The organism is Pseudomonas sp. SWRI154 (genome assembly GCF_014268645.1).
Taxonomy (GTDB): Bacteria; Pseudomonadota; Gammaproteobacteria; order Pseudomonadales; family Pseudomonadaceae; genus Aquipseudomonas; species Aquipseudomonas marvdashtae.
On record NZ_JABWQW010000021.1, the window covers coordinates 38017 to 59198 of the forward strand.

18 protein-coding genes and 4 tRNA genes are annotated in these 21182 nt (G+C 61.3%); 16 read left to right on the forward strand and 6 right to left on the reverse strand.

The features are described 5' to 3' along the window. Positions 1–50: 50 nt before the first annotated feature. From HU806_RS18340 to HU806_RS18375, 8 genes are all read left to right on the forward strand, one after another. Positions 51–524, forward strand: coding sequence for a GspH/FimT family pseudopilin (locus HU806_RS18340; protein WP_186613051.1), 474 nt, complete (start codon positions 51–53; stop codon positions 522–524). Next, positions 521–982 (forward strand): type IV pilus modification protein PilV, encoded by a 462-nt coding sequence (gene pilV, locus HU806_RS18345; protein WP_186613053.1) that lies wholly within the window; start codon positions 521–523, stop codon positions 980–982. Before HU806_RS18340 ends, pilV begins: the two co-directional genes overlap by 4 nt. Continuing rightward, a complete protein-coding gene (locus HU806_RS18350) occupies positions 979–1695 on the forward strand; it encodes a PilW family protein (protein WP_186613054.1) in 717 nt (238 codons plus the stop codon). Before pilV ends, HU806_RS18350 begins: the two co-directional genes overlap by 4 nt. After that, positions 1692–2186, forward strand: a complete 495-nt coding sequence (locus HU806_RS18355; protein ID WP_186613056.1) for a pilus assembly PilX family protein — start codon at positions 1692–1694, stop codon at positions 2184–2186. Before HU806_RS18350 ends, HU806_RS18355 begins: the two co-directional genes overlap by 4 nt. After that, entirely contained in the window at positions 2173–5274 is a 3102-nt protein-coding gene (locus HU806_RS18360) for a pilus assembly protein (RefSeq protein WP_186613058.1), read from the forward strand. Before HU806_RS18355 ends, HU806_RS18360 begins: the two co-directional genes overlap by 14 nt. Positions 5275–5284: 10 nt before the next feature. After that, entirely contained in the window at positions 5285–5689 is a 405-nt protein-coding gene (locus tag HU806_RS18365; protein WP_186613060.1) for a type IV pilin protein, read from the forward strand. 54 nt (positions 5690–5743) lie between these two features. Further along, a complete protein-coding gene (gene thiO, locus HU806_RS18370) occupies positions 5744–6844 on the forward strand; it encodes a glycine oxidase ThiO (RefSeq protein WP_186613063.1) in 1101 nt (366 codons plus the stop codon). An 854-nt stretch (positions 6845–7698) separates the two neighbouring features. Then, entirely contained in the window at positions 7699–8037 is a 339-nt protein-coding gene (locus HU806_RS18375; RefSeq protein ID WP_186613065.1) for a DUF6124 family protein, read from the forward strand. A 187-nt stretch (positions 8038–8224) separates the two neighbouring features. Here the strand turns inward: HU806_RS18375 and HU806_RS18380 are convergent, their stop codons facing one another. The 4 genes from HU806_RS18380 to bamD all read right to left on the reverse strand — a co-directional run bounded on the left by HU806_RS18380 (position 8225) and on the right by bamD (position 12519). Then, entirely contained in the window at positions 8225–9571 is a 1347-nt protein-coding gene (locus HU806_RS18380; protein ID WP_186613067.1) for a sigma-54-dependent transcriptional regulator, read from the reverse strand. Then, positions 9568–11157 (reverse strand): ATP-binding protein, encoded by a 1590-nt coding sequence (locus tag HU806_RS18385; RefSeq protein ID WP_186613069.1) that lies wholly within the window; start codon positions 11155–11157, stop codon positions 9568–9570. The genes HU806_RS18380 and HU806_RS18385 overlap by 4 nt, the downstream gene beginning before the upstream one ends. Continuing rightward, positions 11147–11380 carry a PP0621 family protein gene (locus tag HU806_RS18390; RefSeq protein WP_186613071.1) on the reverse strand — a complete coding sequence of 78 codons (234 nt, stop codon included), beginning with the start codon at positions 11378–11380 and terminating at the stop codon, positions 11147–11149. The genes HU806_RS18385 and HU806_RS18390 overlap by 11 nt, the downstream gene beginning before the upstream one ends. Before the next feature lie 122 nt (positions 11381–11502). After that, positions 11503–12519 (reverse strand): outer membrane protein assembly factor BamD, encoded by a 1017-nt coding sequence (gene bamD, locus HU806_RS18395; RefSeq protein WP_186613073.1) that lies wholly within the window; start codon positions 12517–12519, stop codon positions 11503–11505. Positions 12520–12669: 150 nt separating this feature from the next. Here bamD and rluD point away from each other — a divergent pair, with 150 nt between their 5' ends. The 8 genes from rluD (at position 12670) to HU806_RS18435 (ending at position 19534) form a co-directional block, all read left to right on the forward strand. Further along, complete coding sequence (gene rluD, locus HU806_RS18400; protein WP_186613075.1) at positions 12670–13632, forward strand: 23S rRNA pseudouridine(1911/1915/1917) synthase RluD; 963 nt, start codon at positions 12670–12672, stop codon at positions 13630–13632. Further along, positions 13629–14354, forward strand: coding sequence for a peptidoglycan editing factor PgeF (pgeF, locus tag HU806_RS18405; RefSeq protein WP_186613076.1), 726 nt, complete (start codon positions 13629–13631; stop codon positions 14352–14354). The genes rluD and pgeF overlap by 4 nt, the downstream gene beginning before the upstream one ends. Before the next feature lie 130 nt (positions 14355–14484). Further along, the gene (gene clpB, locus HU806_RS18410) at positions 14485–17049 is read left to right on the forward strand and encodes an ATP-dependent chaperone ClpB (protein ID WP_186613078.1); all 2565 of its coding nucleotides are present in this window, start codon (positions 14485–14487) and stop codon (positions 17047–17049) included. Between the two features lie 300 nt (positions 17050–17349). Beyond that, positions 17350–17425 (forward strand) — tRNA-Asn (locus HU806_RS18415). Positions 17426–17432: 7 nt separating this feature from the next. Then, positions 17433–17509 (forward strand) — tRNA-Pro (locus HU806_RS18420). Positions 17510–17514: 5 nt separating this feature from the next. After that, positions 17515–17590, forward strand: a tRNA-Lys gene (locus HU806_RS18425). A 94-nt stretch (positions 17591–17684) separates the two neighbouring features. Continuing rightward, a tRNA-Pro gene (locus tag HU806_RS18430) sits at positions 17685–17761 on the forward strand. Positions 17762–17908: 147 nt separating this feature from the next. Then, complete coding sequence (locus HU806_RS18435; RefSeq protein ID WP_186613080.1) at positions 17909–19534, forward strand: methyl-accepting chemotaxis protein; 1626 nt, start codon at positions 17909–17911, stop codon at positions 19532–19534. Positions 19535–19603: 69 nt separating this feature from the next. Here the strand turns inward: HU806_RS18435 and HU806_RS18440 are convergent, their stop codons facing one another. Beyond that, the gene (locus tag HU806_RS18440; RefSeq protein ID WP_186613082.1) at positions 19604–20902 is read right to left on the reverse strand and encodes an NAD(P)/FAD-dependent oxidoreductase; all 1299 of its coding nucleotides are present in this window, start codon (positions 20900–20902) and stop codon (positions 19604–19606) included. Positions 20903–20962: 60 nt separating this feature from the next. Beyond that, positions 20963–21136, reverse strand: coding sequence for a DUF3094 family protein (locus tag HU806_RS18445; RefSeq protein ID WP_039593877.1), 174 nt, complete (start codon positions 21134–21136; stop codon positions 20963–20965). Positions 21137–21182: the final 46 nt, after the last annotated feature.

Genomic DNA, 21182 nt, shown 5'->3' on the forward strand with positions numbered 1-21182 from the left:
TTGTTCTAGCGTGTAGAAGCAGGTATAGCTGACGGCAACGGAGGGCATCGATGGATCTTCGTACAAAAGGTTTCACGCTGATCGAGGTGTTGGTGGCCCTCGGCGTGCTGCTGATCCTGATCACCATGGCGGTGCCGGCATTCACCGGGGCGATGCAGGCCACCAAGGCCGATACCGAGGTCGGCGACCTGCGCCGGGCACTGAACTTTGCCCGGATGACGGCGATTGACCGTGGCATCACGGTACGGATTTGCCCGACGGCGGGGGGCAGCGCCTGGGGTGGCGAACTGGCGGTATATGCCGGTGCTTGCATTGCGCCCAATGTATTGCGGGTTGTTCCAGCCATGGGCAGCGGAGCGACTCTGACGCTACCCTCGGAAGTGACCAGCATCGACTTCAACAACCTGGGCGGATTATCGGCACCGGCGACGCCGGTGAGCTTCACTTACGTAAGAGGGGCGCAGAGCAGGACGCTCAGTGTTTGCCTCAATGGACGAATCGTATTGGGTGGAAATTGCGGATGAAGGGTTGCAGTAAAAGCGCACAGGAGGGCATGACACTTATCGAAGTGCTGGTGGCGGTGCTGATTCTCGGCGTGGGCCTGCTGGGCGCGGCGATGATTCAACTCAATGCCCTCAAGTACACCGACAGCTCGCGCATGACCAGCCAGGCCAGCTTCATCGCCTACGACATGCTCGACCGCATCCGCGCCAATTCCGGTGCCGACTACACCGGTACCCCGCCCAGTTCGCCCAACCTCAGCGTGACCCGGGACCAGGACCTGTACGATTTCAAGACCAACATCGTCGCCTTCGGCGGAGCCACGGCCACCGGCACGATTGCGTTGAACCAGCGGGTCTACACCATCACCATTGCCTGGGACGATGCCCGGGCCGCCAACACGATCGACCCGGCCGAGGCGCGGCGCACCTTCGTGCTGACCAGCCGTGTCGCCGTCGATCCATTGGCGACGACGCCATGAATAGACATAGCCGGGGCTTCGGCCTGATCGAACTGATGATCGCGCTGGTGATCAGCCTGGTCGTCGTGCTGGGCGTGGTGCAGATATTCATCGCCGCCAAAAATACCTACGCCAGCCAGAGCGCCGCCGCAGTGATGCAGGAGGACGCGCGGTTTGCCATGAGCAAGATGGTCCAGGAAATTCGCATGGTCGGCATGTTCGGTTGCCTGGCGACCATTACGGATGCCTCGACGGATAACAGTTTCGCGGCCAGCCAGATCACCCCGATCCGCTGGGACAATGCGAACCGGAGATTGACCCTGGTGACGGCGGACATCGGCAGCGGCGGTAACGCACCGACCTGGACCGTCGTCTCCGATTGCCGCACCTTGGCGACCGCCTACTCGGAAGCGCGGGCGCCCGCGGCGGGACAGTTGGCCTTCCCGATCCGCCGACTGGTCTATGGCTTCAGCAACAATCAACTGCTACTGGGCAGCGGCGTCGGCAATCCGCCGACCCTGTCGGTGCTGGTGGACAACGTGCGGGAGTTCGAGGTGACGTTCGGCGTGGCCGCCAGCGCGACGGACATCGCGGCCACCAGCTACACCGGTAATCCGGGCGACCCGGCGCTGATCCGCAGCGTGCGCCTGACGCTGACGCTGTTCGATCCGAAGGACGCCGTGCGCGAGCAGACCTTCAACGTGGTTGCCGCCTTGCGCAACCGGCTGCTATGAGGAGGCGATTGATGACTTCGACAGGTCTCAAGCACCGCCAGCGGGGCATGGCATTGCTGGTGAGCCTGGTGTTCTTGTTGTTGCTGACGCTGATCGGCCTGTCGTCGATGCAGAGCGCCACCCTCCAGGAAAAAATGACCAGCAGCGTCATGCAGCGCAACCAGTCGTTCCAGATGGCCGAGGCTGCGCTGAGGGTCGGTGAAAGCGCGGTGCAGGCCGAGAGCTACTCGCTGCCGGTGTGCAACACCACGGCCCAATGCGCGCCGCCGGCCGAGTCGGCGACGGTGACGGCGGCCGGGCGCAATTCATCATCAGGAGTGCTCTGGGTGGCCGCCGCTGGCGGGTTTTACGGCGTGCAGAACATTGGCACCACGCTGGCGGCGGTCAATGTACCCGTCAATACCTCGGCGACGCTGTATCGGATCACGGCGGTGGCGGTGGTGGGCAATAACCAGCGCAGCGTGGTGGAGAGCATCTATGCGAAGTATTAATGGGCTGCGAGGCTGGCGACAGGCGTTTTGCGGGGCGTTGCTCAGCCTGTATCTGGCGGCTCCGGTCTACGGCTTCACGCCTTCGGAATCGCCGTTGCTGAGCGCGGCGGCGGTGACGCCCAACGTGATGCTGCTGATTGATGATTCGGGGAGTATGAACAACATTATCTGGGCGGCGGGGTTTGATCCGGCGGCGGCGCAGACGCGCACGTTTGCCTGCAATTCCAGTAGCAACTGCAATGACAGGTATGAGCTGGACCTGGACGATTCGAACATCCTCTTGATGAGTCTTTTGCGCGGCGGCTGCTCGTCTGGCTGGCACGGCTTCTATCGATCCGGCATCGGGCGGATCTGCCTGCGTTTGCCGGATCCCGTGGGCGACGGTAATACCCGTTACACCGCCAGGTACCTGGCCTATCTGGTGACCCTGGCCAATGGCGCCAGTCGGGACTTCACCACGGGTACGATTCCCAACGACTTTCGAATCAACGTCGCACGGGATGTCTCGACTGACCTGGTCTCCAACAACCGCGCCCTGCGCATCGGCCTCGCCACCTTCAACCCGCCCAACAGCAGCAACTCCGGCCCAGGGGGTTACATCGCCCGTGCCATCAGCGATTTATCGCCAGTCAGCGGCAGCGTCACCCAGACTCAAGCCAATACCAACTACAGCGCCCTGATTAGCGCCATCAACGGCCTGGGCGCCGTCGCAAACACCCCATTGGCCGAAAGTTACTACGAAGTCACTCGCTATTTCCGTGGCATGGCGCCGTACTACAACGGCACCCCCAGCACCTACACCAGTCCGATCCAATACCGATGCCAGAAGAATTTCGGTGTCGTGATCACCGACGGGCTGCCCACTTACGACCGAACGTTTCCGACCAATGACCCTCAAGGCACATCCCGCTTGCCTAATTGGGACGGTATCAGCAGCAACGACGGCGCCGACCCCTTCGGCAATGCGGAGGGCGACACGCTTTACCTGGACGACATCGCCAAGTTCGCCTTCGACATCGACATGCGCTCCACCGGCACTGACGTCACCGGGAAAAGCTGGGACGGGGCTGAGTTTCGTCGGCAGTATCTCAATACCTACACCGTAGGTTTTGCCGTCACTAACCAGATGCTTTCCGACGCTGCCCGCTACGGTGCAGGCAGGTATTATCCGGCGGCCGACAGCGAAGGCCTTAACTCAGCCCTGTCATCGGCCCTCAGCGACATCACCTCCAAGGCCGGCTCGGGGGGCGGCGGCACCAGCAATGGCGCCACGCTGTCCAGCACCTCCAGTTACTATCAGACGACGTACGATCCCAAGGACTGGCGTGGCACCATCAAGGCGTTCGGTTTCACCTCGACCGGAACGGTCAACACGGCGGCAGTGCAATGGACCACCGATACCGCCATCGTGCCTGGCGCCACGGCGCCGATCTATCAGTCCTGGAACACCGCGACCAACGTGCCGGTGACCCTGGCCTACGGCAACTTTTCACCGGCCCAGCAAACCAGCCTGGCCCAGGGCTTGCCCACCGGGATTACTGGCATCGATCTGGTGGAGTGGAGCAAGGGCGTCAACAAGACCGGGCTGAAGGTGCGCAGCGTCTTGCTCGGGGACATCATCAATTCGCCGCTGGCGCTGGCCTCGCCCAACGACCAGACCGCCTCGGACCTGTTGAACGACACCAGCTACAGCACGTACCTGACCACCAAGGCGGCGAACATGAGCAGCAGCCTGGTGGTGAACGGCAACGACGGTTTTTTCAGCGTCATCAACAGCACAAACGGCACCCGGCGCTACGCCTACATGCCGTCGAACGTGCTGCCTTCGTTGCGGCTCATCGCCGATCCCAACTACATCAACGGTGTGACCCACAAGTTTCTGGTGGACGGACAGGTCGGTGTATTTGACGCGCAAATGGGCAGCGCCTGGAAAACCCTTGCCTTGGGTGGCACCGGGGCGGGTGGCCGGGCGTTTTATGCGGTGCAATTGTTCGACGCATCGGTCGGTAACGCGATCCGCGCGCTGTGGGAAATCAGCGCGCCGACAGTCGCCAACACAGCCCATGCCTTCAATGATCTCGGTTACGCCTACGCGCGCCCCGAAGTCGCGCGTCTGTCGGACGGTCGCTGGGCGGCGTTCATTTCCAATGGCTACGGCAGCAACACCGGCGTGGCGGCGTTGTACGTGGTGGATATTCGCGACGGCTCGCTGATCCGCAAGATCGTCATCAACAGCAGTGAGACCGATAACGGCCTCTCGTCGGTCAAGCTGCGGGTCAACTCGCAGAACGTGGTGCAAGCGGCCTATGGCGGAGACTTGAAAGGACGGATGTGGAAATTCGACCTCAGCGGCGCGTCTCCCAACACTTGGGGGCTGGCGTTTGCCGGTCAGCCATTGTTCACCGCCCCAGGCGGAGCGACCCAGCCGATCACCGCCCAGCCCCTGCTGGCGGAGAATCCCCAAGGCGGCATCCAGGTGTTTTTCGGCACGGGCAAGTTCAACGAATCGGTGGACAAGCTCAACAAGGACTTGCAGGGGTTCTATTCAATCTGGGACGCCACGGGTGGCGCCGGACAAATCACCGTGTCGAGCCTGCAGGCGCAATCGATCACCGGCATTTTTTCAGGCGCCACGGGGCAATTCGTGACCACCAGCCAGAACGACGTGGCTTATCCCGCGAAGAAGGGCTGGTATTTGCCGCTGATCTACAATAATGCGCTGACCGGCGAGAGGGTGATCAATCCAGCCAACCTGGTGCTCGGGCGCGTTGTCTTCACCACCGCCGCCGTCGACACCACCGACCCTTGCGCCAGCTTCGGTACGGGCAAACTCATCGAAGTGGATGCGTTCAACGGTAAGATGCTCAACTATGCGGTACTCGATACCAACAACGATGGCGCGCTCAACAGTCTCGACACGATCTCCGCCGGCGTGGTGTTCACGGGCGGTATCCCAACCCTGAGCGCCGTCGTCAATGCCAACGGGGCCACTAACATGATCGTGAACGACTCCGGTGGCGGTATCACCGACCTGTTGGGCAAATCCGTGGGCGGCAGTCGCCGTATCATGTGGCGGCAAATACAGTGAGAGGTTAGGCATGCGTAGATCCAACCGGGGTTTCACCTTGATCGAAATCATGATCGTGATCGCGATCGTCGGTATCGTGATCACCATCGGATATCCGAGCCTGAGCGAATACATGAAGAAAGGTCGGCGTACCGAAATCGCCGGGCTCTTGTCGGAGCAGGCGCAGATCCTCGAGCGTCACTACTCGAAGGCCAACGCCTACACCAATGCAACCGGCCTGAGCGGCGGCAACGACTTCTACAGCATTACCGCGACGACGCTGACGGAACAGGCCTTTACCCTGACCGCCATGCGCAGGAGCGGTTCGTCCATGGCGACCGATAAGTGCGGTGATTTCACGATCGACAACACGGGCAAGCGGGACAATGTCAACGCCGCTGCCGGCGTGACCGCCAAGGACTGCTGGGGCCGCTGAGTTTTATTTTTCGGGCGCAGTCTTGCGCCTCTGTCTTGAGAGTCGAAACAGAACATGACCAGGCAACAGCAAGTGGTGATTGTCGGCGGCGGGGTCATCGGCCTGCTGACCGCATTCAATCTCGCCTCGGAAGGGCAGCGCGTCATGCTGCTGGATCGCTCCGGCGTTGGCCAGGAGTCGTCCTGGGCCGGTGGCGGTATCGTTTCGCCGTTGTATCCGTGGCGCTATAGCCCGGCGGTCACCGCGTTGGCCCATTGGTCGCAGGATTTTTATCCACAGCTGGGCGAGCGTTTGTTCGCCGCGACCGGGATCGACCCGCAAGTACACGTCACCGGTCTGTATTGGCTGGACCTGGATGATCAAGACGAAGCACTGGCCTGGGCCGAGCGGGAAGGGCGTCCGCTGCGGGCTGTGGATATCAGCGCGGTGCATGACGCTGTACCGGTGCTCGGTTCGGGTTTTTCCCGGGCCATCTACATGGCCGATGTGGCTAACGTGCGCAATCCTCGGCTGGTCAAGTCCCTCAAGGCTGCCTTGCTGGCGATGCCAAACGTCACGCTTCACGAGCGTTGCGAAGTCAGCGGTTTTATCCGTGACGGTGGGCGTGTCGTTGGCGTTGAGAGTTCGGCGGGGGAGGTTCGCGGTGATCAAGTGGTACTGGCCGCCGGCGCCTGGAGCGGCGAGTTGCTTGGAACGCTGGGGCTGAAGTTGCCGGTTGAGCCGGTGAAGGGCCAGATGATTCTGTACAAATGCGCTGAGGATTTTCTGTCGAGCATGGTCCTGGCCAGGGGCCGTTACGCAATTCCCCGTCGTGACGGGCATATTCTGATTGGCAGTACGCTGGAGCGTGAAGGCTTCGACAAAACGCCGACCGATGCGGCGCTGGAGAGTCTCAAGACTTCGGCGGTGGCGCTGGTTCCGGCGCTGGCCGATGCCGAGGTGGTGGGGCATTGGGCCGGGTTGCGGCCGGGGTCGCCGGAAGGTATTCCCTTTATCGGCGAGGTGCCGGGGTTCGAGGGTTTGTGGTTGAACTGCGGGCATTATCGCAATGGGCTGGTGCTGGCGCCGGCTTCGTGTCGGTTGTTTGTCGATCTGATGTTGGGGCGTGAGGCGGTGATTGATCCTGCGCCTTATGCGCCTGTTGGGCGGTTGTAGGTTTGGCTTTGGATTGAAGCGCCTTTGCCCCACCACTCGGTGCCTCGCCTAGGCTCGGCATGCCCGCACTCCGGCATTGTTTCGTGGGCCCGCCGCGAAGGGCCATCCATGGCCCAGCGCGGCTATCCCGGCATCCATGCCGGGATACCCACTCCACAATGCCTGCGTGCGGCCATCGTGGTTAACGGGGCGCCGAGATCAACGTCCGCCGCGAGGCGGCCTGATAGCCGACCTGGTTTTGGGTGGGATTGCGTTTCTCCTGTGCGAGCCTGCTCGCTGCGGCACTCAAGAAAAACGATACCCCCGTGGCGAGGGAGCTTGCTCCCGCTGGGCTGCGCAGCAGACCCAGAACCATTCAGCAAGGTGTATCTGGATAATCGCAGGGTGGTTTTTTACGACTGCTTCGCAGCCGAGCGGGAGCAAGCTCCCTCGCCACGGTTTCACCGTTTCCTTAAGAAAAACGGTACTTCCTTGGGGGAGTGAAGGCTTCGCACATTCGATGAAAGCAGACCCACCGCTATTGCGAGCAAACCCGCACTCATAGGAAAAACGCGGTCCTACCCAAAACCAGGTCGGCTATCAGGCCGCCTCGCGGTGGACGTTGATCTCGCCGTCAGGGCGAAACCCTAAGTGGCCGTTGCCCGCAGAAACGGATATACACACCGCCCTAACAGCCAACCAGGCTTTGTGGGAATGGTCGGACAAGATCCTGATTCGAACCGAATTTTCCGACGCGTTCTGGCGGTTGCCGGGTGGGAAGAGCTCCGGCTAACCTTTTCCCGTCGCTGCCAATTCAGCGACCGGGCGTCGCGGCCCGCTAACTTGGTAATCCATTTTTCCTTTGGAGTACCGCAATGAGTGAAAAACCTCCATCACCTTCAGAGCCTAACCCGAACGGGCTCGATGAAGCCGCCAAACGCGTCATCGATTCTTACCTCGCCCCAAAACCTGAAACCAAAAAGAAACCAGCCCCGTACCAGCTGTTCACCGTCGTGGACGGCATCGACGTCGAATGCCTGCTGACCAACCTCAGCGAAACCCTAGCCTCTGCCAACGCAACGATCAGCGACCTGGCCTTCGAACTTGAAGGCTTCCGAAGGCATGTCGCCTTGGGGGTACAGCAGCTGATTGAACTGTGTGCATTACTGGCCAATCGAGTGCTGGACGAACGGGTGCCGGTGGCGGAAGGCTAGAAGAGCTGCGAAAGCGAACGCCGAACCTGTGGCGAGGGAGCTTGCTCCCGCTGGGTTGCGAAGGGGCCGCCAACCTGAGACCTCGGTGCATCAGGTTGATCGAGTCGCTGCTTTTGGGGCTGCTGCACAGCCCAGCGGGAGTAAGCTCCCTCGCCACAGGGGAATACATGGGCTTCGAAACCGCGGCTCAATCCAGTCCGAGTTTCTTCAACCGATACCGCATCGACCGAAACGACAACTTCAATCGCTGCGCCGCCGCCGTGCGGTTCCAGCGGGTTTCTTCCAATGCCTGGAGAATCACCTTGCGCTCGACCTCTTCGAGATAGCCGTCCAGATTGTCGACCTGCATCAAATCGGGACTGCCCGAGTCGCCAGCGCTACTGCCCTCGGCCAGTCGCAGATCTTCGGCCTCGATCTGTTGGTGTTCGCAGAGGGTGTAGGCCCGCTCGAGCATGTTTTCCAGCTCCCGCACGTTGCCTGGGAAGCGGTAATTGCGCAGGGCGTCCAGCGCGCGTGGGTGCAGCTTGGCCGCAGGGCTGCCGGTGCTGGTGGCCAGGCGCTGGAGCATGTGGTTCGCCAGCGGTTCGATGTCTTCTCGGCGTTCACGTAATGGCGGGACACGGAGTTCGATGACGTTCAGTCGGTAATACAAATCCTGGCGAAAGCGCCCGGCGGCAACTTCGGCGTCGAGGTCCTTGTGAGTGGCGCAGAGGATTCGCACGTCCACCACCTCTTCCTGCTGGCCGCCGACGGCGCGCACGGCTTTTTCCTGGATGGCACGCAGGAGTTTGACCTGCATCGCCAGCGGCAGGTCGGCCACTTCGTCTAGGAACAGTGTCCCGCCGTGGGCAGCCTGGAACAATCCGGGTTTGTTTTCGATGGCACCGCTGAAGCTGCCTTTTCGGTGACCGAAGAACTCGCTTTCCATCAGCTCCGTAGGAATCGCCCCACAATTGACAGGTACAAAGCCCTGGCTGGCGCGGGGGCCTTGTTCGTGGATCAGACGGGCGACCAGTTCCTTGCCGCAACCCGACTCGCCACTGATGTACACCGGCGCCTGGCTGCGGGCGAGTTTTTCGATCTGTTTGCGCACGTTGCGCATGGGCGGGGAGTCGCCCAGCAGGCAGCGCTCGACGGTCGCTCCCGGTGAAGCGACGGGCGGCATGCGCAAGGCGCTACCGACCAACTCCCGCAGGCGGGCCAGGTCGACGGGCTTGGTCAGGAAGTCGAAGGCACCGGCCTTGAGGGCGTCGATGGCGACTTCCAGGCTGCCATAGGCGGTGATCATCGCCACCGGCAGTTGGGGCTGACGTTGCTGGATGTGTTGCACCAGTTCCAGCCCGGTGCCGTCGGGCAGGCGCATGTCGGTCAGGCACAGGTCGAAGGCTTCGCCCGCCAGCAGCGACTGGGCCTCGGCAAGGTTCTTGGCGCTGCGGGTGTCGAGTTTCATCCGTCCCAGGGTGATTTCCAGGAGTTCGCGGATGTCCGGCTCGTCGTCGACGATCAGGATTCGTTGCCGTGAGCGTGTATTCAAATCTGTTTCCGTCCGTGAGCAAAAGTGATGCGAAAGCAGCCGCCGCCTTGGCGTGGTTTGAAGTCTAGGCGGGCCTGGTTGCTTTCGCACAGCTCACGGGACAGATAAAGCCCAAGGCCGGTGCCCTGGCTGCTGGTAGTGAAGAAAGGCTCGAACAAGTGCACCTGTTGATCGGGTGTTACACCGGGGCCGTTGTCGATGATGTCCAGCGTGGCCAGTTGGCTGTGGGGGTCGACGAACAGTTTCAGCCAGGCCTCGGCCTGCCCGTGAACCATGGCGCTGTGGCGCCAGGCATTGCGCAGCAGGTTGTCGAGCACTTGGGTCAGTTGGTCGGGATCCATCAGCGTGACGTACTCGCCCGGGTCGATGCTCAGGTGCAGATGCTGCTGTTCGGTCACGCTTTCGCGGGCCTGTTGGACGTACTGCTCCAGCCATGTGCGCAAATCCAGGCGTTGGGGCGCGGTTTGCTGGCGGCGTGACAGTTGCAGGACGTTTTCGATGATGCGATTCATTCGTTGGGAGTGATCTTGAATAATCTGCGTCAGACGCCGGTCCGCGTCGTTCAGTTCCTCGGATTCGCGCAGCAATTGCGCGGCGTGGCTGATCGCCCCCAAGGGATTGCGGATTTCATGGGCGATACCGGCAGTGAGGCGCCCGAGGGAGGCGAGCTTCAGTTGCTGGGCGTGCTGGGCTACCTGGGCCAGGTCTTCGAGAAAAACCAGGATCTGTTGCTGGTCCTGCGGCCCCAGGACGATGAAGCTGGGTTGCAGCGTCAGGCCCGTGCCGCTGATGGTCAGGCTTTGCGGCCGCAGGCTGGGATTGTTCAGCCATCCTTGCAGCCGTTCGACCAGCGCGTTGGAATAGTCGTCGATCCGCTGGCCGATCAAGTCGTGCATGCCCAGCAGGTTCAGGGCGCTTTCGTTGGCCAGTTGCACCTTGCGCTGGCGATCCAGCACGAGGATGCCCGTGCGCATGCGTTGCAGGATCAGCGCGTTGAGCGCTTCGAGGCTGAGGACTTCGCTGGCTCGTTGCTCGGCCAGGCTTTCGCTGGCTTCCAGACGTCGGGTCAGGCCTTGCACCAGCAACGCGGCGGCAAAGCACAAGGCGCCCAGGGTGCCGGCCTGCAAATAACTGCTGGGGCGGCTCGAATCGCTGAGGCCGAGGAACAAGCTTGAACCGACGATACCAATCGTCGCGACGGCGGCGAGCAACAGGCCGATCCGACCGCGCAACAAGGTATTGCCAATCGCCACTGAGACAATGATCAGGTTGCCGATGGCGCTGGGAGCACCGCCTGCGACAAAGAACAGCCACGACAGCAGCAGGACGTCGGTCAGTGCCAGGCCGAACAGCCGGGCAGGGCGGCGGGTATTCTCAAGAAACACCACCAGCAGGATATTCAGCACCAGATACAACCAACTGCCACTGCGCAGCAGGTCGTCGTTGGCAAACTCCAACAAGCGGTTGTCCATGTTGCTGGAGATCAATAGCACCAGGGTGATGCCGATGCTCAGGCGGTACAGGTGATAAAGGCGCAGCAGGCGCTGCGCCTGTTTGACGCGAGGGCGTGAAACCTCAGCGATCACGAGTGCCCGGGCCTTGCTCAAGGTGAGCCTGGCTGCAATACCACTGTTGCTGGAGCGTCAGCGCCCGGTCCCGCGGCAGATGGACGCCGCAATGAGCACAACGAACCATGGGCGGTGCGTCCTGTTCCCGGTGCGAGTTCGGTGCGGAGGTGGCCCCCTTGAATTTGCGCCACAACCATATCGCGGCGGCAATCAGGACAATCCAGAACAGTAAACGAAGCATGATGGGCGGCTTTTCGGCTAGAGATCAGGCAGTTTAGCCAAGGACTGGAACGGCGCACAGCGCAATAAAACCCAGGCACAAAAAAGGAGACTCGCAGGTCTCCTTTTTCGTCAGGCCTTGTCTCAGTCGAACATGCCGAAGGTCATGTAGCTGAACCAGGAGCGGTCGCTGGATTCGCCCTCAGGCTCTTCTTCTTCGATCACGTCGCCATTTTCGTCCTTGGGCTTGAGCTCGTTCGGAATGGCTTCCTTGGCATCCTGGAACTGGCGCTGGACGTCCTGGTTGGCGCGGGTTTCGCCCGGCGGCAGCGGTGGACGGGATTCGATCAGGCCCAGGGTGGCCTTGCTCAACCACGAACGGTTGTCGGCTTCGTCGACGCGCGGGTTGAACTGGCCGTCGGCCAGCGAAGGGTGGTCCGGATAGTTCAGCTTCAGGGTTTCCAGGCTGGTGGCCGCGAGGTCATCCAGGTGCAAACGCTGGTACGCCTCGGTCATGACTGCCAGGCCGTCGCCCACCGAAGGGGTTTCCTGGAAGTTTTCCACCACGTAGCGGCCGCGGTTGGCGGCTGCGACGTAGGCCTGGCGGGTCAGGTAGTAGTCCGCCACGTGGATTTCGTAGGACGCCAGCAGGTTGCGCAGGTAGATCATGCGCTGCTTGGCATCTGGCGAATAACGGCTGTTGGGGAAGCGGCTGGTCAGCTGGGCGAACTCGTTGTAGGAGTCGCGCGCGGCACCCGGGTCACGCTTGGTCATGTCCAGCGGCAGGAAGCGCGCCAGCAGGCCGACATCCTGGTCGAAGGAGGTCAGGCCCTTGAGGTAGTAAGCGTAATCGACGTTGGGGTGCTGCGGGTGCAGACGAATGAAGCGCTCGGCGGCGGACTTCGCGGCTTCCGGCTCGGCGTTCTTGTAGTTGGCGTAGATCAACTCCAGCTGGGCCTGGTCGGCGTAGCGACCGAACGGATACCGCGACTCCAGCGCCTTCAGCTTGGCGGTGGCGCTGGTATAGCTGTTGTTATCCAGGTCGTTCTGCGCCTGTTGGTACAGTTCGACTTCGCTCAGGTTTTCGTCTACGACTTCCTTCGACGAGCAAGCAGCAGTCAATGCGAGGATGGCGATCAGCAGCAGGTGTTTCACTTGCATGGCGGCTTGCGTCCCTATGACGGCCGCTGTCTTGGGCGGGGCCGTCCTGTTATGATGAGCGCCCCGTTGAAAGCCTCGGGGCAAAAGACGCCGTATTTAACCACAAGCGCGCAGCCGAAACCAAAGGCTGTGCCGACGCCCAGTCCGAGCATGTCCGATAAAATAGAACTTCGCGCAGAGGTGCCGTCCGAATTGGGCGGCCAACGCCTCGATCAAGTCGCCGCCCAACTCTTCGCAGAGCACTCGCGCTCGCGCCTTTCCGCCTGGATCAAGGACGGTCGCCTGACGGTGGACGGCGCGGTGATCCGCCCGCGGGACATTGTCCATGGCGGTGCCATCCTCGAACTCACCGCCGAGCAGGAGGCCCAGGGAGAATGGGTCGCCCAGGACATCGCCCTGGACATCGTCTATGAAGACGATGACATCCTGGTGATCAACAAGCCTGCCGGCCTGGTGGTCCATCCGGCGGCCGGTCATGCCGATGGCACCCTGCTCAACGCCTTGCTGCACCACGTGCCGGACATCATCAATGTGCCACGCGCCGGTATTGTGCATCGCCTCGACAAGGACACCACCGGCCTGATGGTGGTGGCCAAGACCATCCAGGCGCAGACACAGCTGGTCACACAGCTGCAGAGCCGCAGTGTCAGCCGCATTTATGAATGCATCGTCATCGGGGTCGTCACCGCCGGTGGCAAGATCAACGCCCCGATCGGTCGTCACGGCCAGCAGCGCCAACGCATGGCGGTGATGGAAGGCGGCAAGCAGGCGGTCAGTCATTACCGCGTGCTGGAGCGTTTCCGTTCCCACACACATGTGCGGGTCAAGCTGGAAACCGGTCGTACCCACCAGATCCGCGTGCACATGGCCCACATCAACTTCCCGTTGGTGGGCGACCCGGCTTATGGCGGTCGTTTCCGCATTCCGCCGGCCGCCAACCAGACCATGGTCGAATCGCTGAAGAATTTCCCGCGCCAAGCGCTGCATGCGCGTTTCCTGGAGCTGGATCACCCGACGACCGGCAAGCGCATGAGCTGGGAATCGCCGTTGCCGGATGACTTCGTCTGGCTGCTGACGTTGCTCAAGCAGGATCGCGAGGCGTTCATCGGATGAATGACTGGCTGACACCCGACTGGCCCGCGCCGGCCTGGGTCAAGGCCTGCGTCACCACCCGGGAGGGCGGCGTCAGCCTGGCGCCGTTCGACAGCCTCAACCTGGGCGATCACGTGGGCGACGACCCCACCGCTGTTGCCGAAAACCGTCGCCGTCTCACTGATCGCTTCGCCATGCGTCCGGCCTGGTTGCAGCAAGTCCACGGCACCGACGTGGTCGAGGCCGATCCGGTCCAGGTCGTCACCGCCGATGCCAGTTGGACTGCCACGCCGGGCATTGCGTGCACCTCGATGACGGCCGACTGCCTGCCCGTATTGTTCTGCAATCGCGCCGGCACCCGTGTCGCGGCGGCCCATGCCGGTTGGCGTGGGTTGGCGAATGGTGTGCTGGAAGCCACCCTTGATTGCCTTGAAGGACCCGCCGATGAAATCCTCGCCTGGCTCGGCCCGGCCATCGGTCCGCAAGCCTTCGAAGTCGGACCGGAGGTGCGTGAAGCTTTTATCGCGCACCTGCCCGAAGCAGAGCAAGCCTTCACGCCCAGTCACAACGCCGGCAAGTTCCTGGCGGATATCTACGCGCTGGCACGACTGCGCCTGGCGGTACGTGGCGTAACGGCCGTGTACGGTGGCGGCCTGTGCACCGTGACCGACCCGCGCTTCTTTTCCTACCGCCGCAATTCGCGTACCGGTCGCTTCGCTTCCCTGATCTGGCTCGAACGCTAGACTCCCCTGATCTGTATCAACAGCGCGCTGCTTGAATCTTCCAGAATCGACCACATCTATAGCGGTATCTGGCAGGTTTCTTCATTCAGGACGTTTCAAAGGTCCGGCCTGCTCAAAAGGAAGGTGACCCATGCGTATTGATCGTTTAACCAGCAAATTACAGTTGGCCCTCTCCGACGCCCAGTCCCTGGCCGTCGGCCTGGACCATCCCGGTATCGAACCGGCGCACTTGATGCAAGCGATGCTCGAGCAGCAAGGCGGTTCGATCAAGCCCCTGTTGATGCAGGTGGGCTTTGACGTCGGCAGCCTGCGCAAGGAGCTGGCCAAAGAACTCGACCAGTTGCCAAAAATCCAGAATCCGACCGGTGACGTGAACATGTCCCAGGATCTGGCGCGGCTGCTCAACCAGGCCGACCGCTTGGCCCAGCAGAAGGGCGATCAGTTCATCTCCAGCGAGTTGGTGCTGCTTGCCGCGATGGACGAAAACAGCAAGCTTGGCAAGTTGTTGCTCGGCCAGGGTGTCAGCAAGAAAGCCCTGGAAAACGCCATCAACAACCTGCGTGGCGGTGGTGCGGTCAATGACCCCAACCACGAGGAGGCACGCCAGGCGCTGGACAAATACACCGTCGACCTGACCAAGCGCGCCGAAGAGGGCAAGCTCGACCCGGTGATTGGCCGTGACGATGAAATTCGCCGCACTATTCAGGTCCTGCAACGCCGCACCAAGAACAACCCGGTGTTGATTGGTGAGCCTGGCGTGGGCAAGACCGCCATCGCCGAGGGCCTGGCCCAGCGCATCATCAATGGCGAAGTGCCGGATGGCCTGCGGGGCAAGCGCTTGCTGTCCCTCGACATGGGGGCCCTGATTGCCGGCGCCAAGTACCGCGGCGAATTCGAGGAACGGCTCAAGGCCTTGCTCAATGAACTGTCGAAGCAGGAAGGGCAGATCATTCTGTTCATCGACGAATTGCACACCATGGTCGGGGCCGGCAAGGGCGAGGGCTCGATGGACGCCGGCAATATGCTCAAGCCTGCGCTGGCCCGTGGCGAGTTGCATTGCGTCGGCGCCACGACGCTCAACGAATACCGCCAGTACATCGAGAAAGACGCGGCCCTGGAGCGGCGTTTCCAGAAAGTCCTGGTGGAGGAACCGAGCGAAGAAGACACCATCGCGATCTTGCGCGGCCTGAAGGAGCGCTACGAGGTCCACCACAAGGTGGCGATCACCGACGGCGCGATCATCGCGGCGGCGAAGCTCAGCCACCGCTATATCACTGACCGGCAATTGCCGGACAAGGCCATCGATCTGATTGACGAGGCCGCCAGCCGCATCCGCATGGAAATCGACTCCAAGCCTGAAGTGCTGGATCGTCTGGAGCGGCGTCTGATTCAGCTCAAGGTCGAGTCCCAGGCCCTGAAGAAAGAAAGCGACGAAGCGGCGAAGAAGCGTCTGGAAAGGTTGCAGGAGGAAATCGTCCGGCACGAGCGCGAATATTCCGATCTCGAAGAAATCTGGAATTCGGAGAAAGCCGAAGTCCAGGGCTCGGCGCAGATTCAGCAGAAGATCGAGCAGTCTCGCCAGGAACTGGAAGCGGCCCGCCGAAAGGGCGATCTCAACCGCATGGCCGAGCTGCAATATGGGGTGATCCCGGATCTTGAGCGCAGCCTGCAGATGGTCGACCAGCACGGCAAGAGCGAAAACCAGCTGTTGCGTAGCAAGGTCACTGAGGAGGAAATCGCCGAGGTGGTTTCCAAGTGGACCGGTATTCCGGTCTCGAAGATGCTCGAAGGCGAGCGCGACAAGCTGCTTAAGATGGAAAGCCTGTTGCACCAGCGCGTGATCGGCCAGGAAGAAGCCGTGGTGGCGGTCTCCAACGCCGTGCGCCGGTCCCGCGCCGGTTTGTCTGACCCTAACCGCCCGAGCGGTTCGTTCATGTTCCTCGGTCCGACCGGTGTGGGGAAGACCGAGCTGTGCAAGGCCTTGGCCGAATTCCTCTTCGATACCGAAGAGGCCATGGTGCGCATCGATATGTCCGAATTCATGGAGAAACACTCCGTGGCCCGGCTGATCGGTGCTCCGCCGGGATATGTCGGCTATGAAGAGGGTGGCTACCTGACCGAGGCTGTGCGGCGCAAGCCGTACTCGGTGATCCTGCTCGATGAGGTCGAGAAGGCCCACCCGGACGTGTTCAACATTCTGTTGCAGGTGCTTGAGGACGGTCGCTTGACGGACAGTCACGGGCGGACGGTGGACTTTCGCAACACCGTGATCGTGATGACCTCCAACCTGGGCTCGACGCAGATCCAGGAACTGGTGGGTGACCGCGAGGCGCAACGTGCTGCGGTGATGGACGCAATCTCTACCCACTTCCGGCCGGAGTTCATCAACCGGGTCGACGAAGTGGTGATCTTCGAGCCGTTGGCCCGGGACCAGATTGCCGGCATTACCGAGATCCAGTTGGGCCGCCTGCGCAGCCGCCTCACCGAGCGCGAGCTGAAGCTGCAACTGAGCGATGAGGCATTGGACAAGCTGATCGCCGTGGGTTACGACCCGGTCTACGGCGCACGGCCGCTGAAGCGGGCGATCCAGCGCTGGATCGAAAACCCGCTGGCGCAGTTGATCCTGTCCGGTCGCTTCATGCCGGGCGAAACCGTGACCGGCACCGTGGAAAACGACGAAATCGTCTTCAACTGAAAGCCCTAATAGCCTGTGATTGGAATGGCCTCGTTTTGCGAGGCCATTTTTTTCGTCAGGCCGTTGAACTCAAAGGAAAAGGCTTGTAAAGTGCGCCCCGCAGTACGTCACCCCCAAGGGCGACTTCTCGTTGAGAGGGAACCCAAAATAAGTTGCAAATCATTGTCTTGAAAGCAATTTAAGGGGTTGACAGAGGTTTTGAAGATTGTAGAATAGCGCGCCTCAGACACACGAACGCAGCGATGCAGACGGGTCGAAGAGGTTGAAGCTAGCTTCAATGCAGTAACTTGAAATATCAGTTCCGTGATAGCTCAGTCGGTAGAGCAAATGACTGTTAATCATTGGGTCCCAGGTTCGAGTCCTGGTCACGGAGCCATTTCAATCGGGGTATAGCGCAGTCCGGTAGCGCGCCTGCTTTGGGAGCAGGATGTCAGGAGTTCGAATCCCCTTACCCCGACCATATTTGGGTCGTTAGCTCAGTTGGTAGAGCAGTTGGCTTTTAACCAATTGGTCGTAGGTTCGAATCCCACACGACCCACCATTTTTGAAACCAGCTCGCTGGAATCGAATCTTAAGATCAGAGGCCAAAAGCGCTGATCGAAGAAGGCGACTTGCGAAGGTCGCCTTTTTTTTACCGGGGTATAGCGCAGTCCGGTAGCGCGCCTGCTTTGGGAGCAGGATGTCAGGAGTTCGAATCCCCTTACCCCGACCATATTAAAAATCCTCGTATCGAAAGATACGGGGATTTTTTTTTGCGTGCGAAAAAGCGGATTGACTTAAGTCATCGTACAACCCGCCGATAACCCACCGACAGGGGCATGGCCCCACTTCAGGCCAACAATAAAAAAAGGCACTCCCTATGGTTCTTCGTCAGTTGAATATCGCCCCCCGTGCCGCGTTGGGTTTTGCCTTGATCGCCGTGCTGGTGGCGCTGCTTGGCGTATTTGCGCTGGGGCAGATGTCGAGTATTCGCGACAGCGAGGTCGCGGTGGAAACCCAATGGTTGCCGAGCATCCGGGGCGGCGACGAGATCCGCGAATTGATGTTGCGCATTCGCACCATTTCCCTGCGCATGGCCTTGGATGAAGACCCGAAGAATATCCCGGTGTATCGCGGGCAGATGGATACCCGCGACAAGGAACTGAGCGAGAAAATCGCCAGTTACGACAAGCTTGTAGTGACACCGGAAGGCAAGGCGCTCTACGAGCAGTTCAAGCAGACCTTTACCGCCTACCGCGCGGGGATCGCCCAGTCGTTCACCCTGGCGGAGCAGGGGCGACGGGATGAATTGATCAAGCTGTTGCTGGTGGACATGAAAACCGTGGTGGATGGTTCCGGCAAGCAACTCAACGACCTTGCGCAACTGTTCTCCCAACAGGTGTCCATCGAGAGCCAGAAATCCCAGGAGCACTACGTCAACTCGCGGATGATCGTCAGCCTGTTCGTGGTGCTGGCGGCCCTGGCCACGGTAGTCCTGGCAATGCTACTGACCCGCAGCATCGTCAAACCGCTGGGTGAGGCGCTGACTGCCGCGGAGAGCGTCGCCCGCGGTGACCTGACTCGGCCGATCGAGACCCAGGGCAACGACGAGGTTAGCCGCTTGCTCAACGCGCTGGCGACGATGCAGCACAATCTGCGCGATACGTTGCAGGGCATCAGCGGCTCGGCGACGCAATTGGCCACCGCCGCCGATGAACTCAACGCGGTGACCCTCGACAGCACCCACAGCTTGCAACAGCAGAATAACGAAATCGAACAGGCCGCCACGGCGGTTACGCAGATGACCACTGCCGTGGAAGAGGTCGCGCGCAATGCGGTTTCCACCTCCGATGCTACGCGTCAGTCCAGCGAGTCGGCTTCCCTTGGGCAACAACGGGTCAGCGATACGGTCGATGCCATCGGCGCCTTGGCTAACGATGTGCAGGTGACCGGCGGCTTGGTGCAGTCTTTGGCCAACCAGTCGCAGGATATCGGCAAGGTACTGGACGTGATCCGCGCCATTGCCGAGCAAACCAACCTGCTGGCCCTCAATGCGGCCATCGAAGCCGCCCGTGCCGGCGAGAGCGGGCGCGGGTTTGCGGTGGTGGCTGACGAAGTTCGTGCGCTGGCTTATCGTACGCAACAATCGACCCAGGAAATCGAGCAGATGGTCCAAGGCATGCGCAGCGGCGCGACCCAGGCGCTGGACTCCATGCAGGCGAGCTCCACGCGCGCTGCCAGCACCTTGGCAATGGCGGAGCGGGCGGGGGAAGCGCTGCAGACGATCACGTCGTCGGTCAATGAAATCCACGAACGCAACCTGGTGATCGCCAGCGCCGCCGAAGAGCAGGCGCAGGTGGCCCGCGAGGTGGACCGCAACCTGGTCAATATTCGTGATTTGTCCGTGCGCTCGGCCACTGGCGCCGACCAGACCAGCGCGTCCAGCCATGAACTGTCGCAGTTGGCGAACTCGCTGCGCACGATGGTGCAGCGGTTTCAGGTTTGATCGGGCTGTGTTCCCACGCGCCGCGATGATCGCTCCCACGCAGAGCGTGGGAACGATCGTCAGTAAGGCTCAGTGCAGCTTCAACCGAGGCTCGGTCCCGCGCCCGATCTTGCTGCCAAGCATCAACATCGCCGTGCGGAACATGCCGTATAGCGCCATCTGGTGCATGCGGTACAGCGACACGTAGAACATCCGCGCCAGCCAACCTTCGAGCATCACGCTGCCGGTGAGGTTGCCCATCAGGTTGCCGACCGCCGAGAAACGCGACAGCGAGATCAGCGAGCCGTAGTCGGTGTACTTGTAGTGAGGCAGGGCCTTGCCCTCGATCCGCAGCTTCAGGGATTTGGCTAGCAGCGAGGCTTGCTGATGCGCGGCCTGGGCGCGGGGTGGGACGTTGCGGTCGCTGTCGGGTTGCGGGCAGGCGGCGCAATCGCCGAAGGCGAAAATGTTCTCGTCGCGGGTGGTCTGTAGCGTCGGCAGCACTTGCAGCTGATTGATCCGGTTGGTTTCCAGCCCGTCGATATCCTTGAGGAAGTCCGGCGCGCGGATCCCGGCGGCCCAGACCTTCAGGCTCGCATCGATCACCTTGCCATCCGCAGTGATCAGGCTGTCGGCGGTCACCTGGCTGACGGCGGCGTTGGTCATGACATTCACCCCGAGTTTTTCCAGGGTCTTGTGCACCGGCCCGCCGATCCGCTCCGGCAGCGCCGGCAGGACCCGTGGCCCAGCCTCGATCAGGGTGATTTGCATGTTTTCCGGCTTGATCCGGTCCAGGCCGTAAGCGTGCAATTCATGGGCGGCATTGTGCAGTTCCGCCGCCAGCTCGACGCCGGTAGCGCCCGCGCCGACAATCGCAACGCTGATGCGCTCGACGATATCGGTCTGCCCGGCGTGGGCACGCAGATAATGATGGAGCAATTGCTGATGGAAGCGCTCGGCCTGCTTGCGGGTGTCGAGGAACAGGCAGTGTTGCGCCGCGCCTTCGGTGCCGAAATCGTTGGTGGTACTGCCGACGGCAATCACCAGGCTGTCGTAGCCCAATTCCCGGGCCGGCAGCAGCTCGATGCCCGCCTCGTCATAGGTGGCGGCCAGTTGGATTCTCTTGCGCTCGCGATCCAGGCCGCTCATGCGCCCCAGTTGGAACTCGAAGTGGTTCCATTTCGCCTGGGCAACGTAGTTGAGTTCGTCTTCAGAAGAGTTCAGGGATCCGGCGGCCACTTCGTGCAGCAGGGGTTTCCAGATGTGGGTCAGGTTCGCGTCGACCAGCATTACGCTGGCCGTACCGCGCTTGCCCAGAGTCTTACCCAGACGGGTAGCCAACTCCAGACCGCCGGCGCCGCCGCCAACGATGACAATACGATGAGTCATGGGGATATCTCGCAAGGCTAAAGGAATTCGGTGCCGTTACCTGCGCGAGCATCAATCGGCTCACAGCGTCAGGTAACTGATCAGTCGGCTCAACAGGCCCAGGCCAATCGTGATGGCCAGTACCACCACCAGGAGCATCCACGGCCGGAAAGGCCGGCGCTCGACTCGGTGCTGGGACAGTTGCAGGTACTCTTCGACATGCTTCTGGTCATCTGGGTTCAGGCGGCTGGTCATAAAGGCCTCGTCAGGTAGACGTTGCGAAATGTGAAGACGTTACAGC

Bases quoted from the DNA above. Each gene is read 5' to 3' on its own strand.
- HU806_RS18365 (WP_186613060.1), top strand. From the start codon at position 5,285: ATGCGTAGATCCAACCGGGGTTTCACCTTGATCGAAATCATGATCGTG.
- HU806_RS18440 (WP_186613082.1), bottom strand. From the start codon at position 20,902: ATGACTCATCGTATTGTCATCGTTGGCGGCGGCGCCGGCGGTCTGGAG.
- HU806_RS18445 (WP_039593877.1), bottom strand. From the start codon at position 21,136: ATGACCAGCCGCCTGAACCCAGATGACCAGAAGCATGTCGAAGAGTAC.
- pgeF (WP_186613076.1), top strand. From the start codon at position 13,629: ATGAATGACTGGCTGACACCCGACTGGCCCGCGCCGGCCTGGGTCAAG.
- bamD (WP_186613073.1), bottom strand. From the start codon at position 12,519: ATGCAAGTGAAACACCTGCTGCTGATCGCCATCCTCGCATTGACTGCT.
- HU806_RS18350 (WP_186613054.1), top strand. From the start codon at position 979: ATGAATAGACATAGCCGGGGCTTCGGCCTGATCGAACTGATGATCGCG.
- HU806_RS18435 (WP_186613080.1), top strand. From the start codon at position 17,909: ATGGTTCTTCGTCAGTTGAATATCGCCCCCCGTGCCGCGTTGGGTTTT.
- HU806_RS18355 (WP_186613056.1), top strand. From the start codon at position 1,692: ATGAGGAGGCGATTGATGACTTCGACAGGTCTCAAGCACCGCCAGCGG.
- thiO (WP_186613063.1), top strand. From the start codon at position 5,744: ATGACCAGGCAACAGCAAGTGGTGATTGTCGGCGGCGGGGTCATCGGC.
- HU806_RS18340 (WP_186613051.1), top strand. From the start codon at position 51: ATGGATCTTCGTACAAAAGGTTTCACGCTGATCGAGGTGTTGGTGGCC.
- rluD (WP_186613075.1), top strand. From the start codon at position 12,670: ATGTCCGATAAAATAGAACTTCGCGCAGAGGTGCCGTCCGAATTGGGC.
- clpB (WP_186613078.1), top strand. From the start codon at position 14,485: ATGCGTATTGATCGTTTAACCAGCAAATTACAGTTGGCCCTCTCCGAC.
- HU806_RS18375 (WP_186613065.1), top strand. From the start codon at position 7,699: ATGAGTGAAAAACCTCCATCACCTTCAGAGCCTAACCCGAACGGGCTC.
- HU806_RS18360 (WP_186613058.1), top strand. From the start codon at position 2,173: ATGCGAAGTATTAATGGGCTGCGAGGCTGGCGACAGGCGTTTTGCGGG.
- pilV (WP_186613053.1), top strand. From the start codon at position 521: ATGAAGGGTTGCAGTAAAAGCGCACAGGAGGGCATGACACTTATCGAA.
- HU806_RS18390 (WP_186613071.1), bottom strand. From the start codon at position 11,380: ATGCTTCGTTTACTGTTCTGGATTGTCCTGATTGCCGCCGCGATATGG.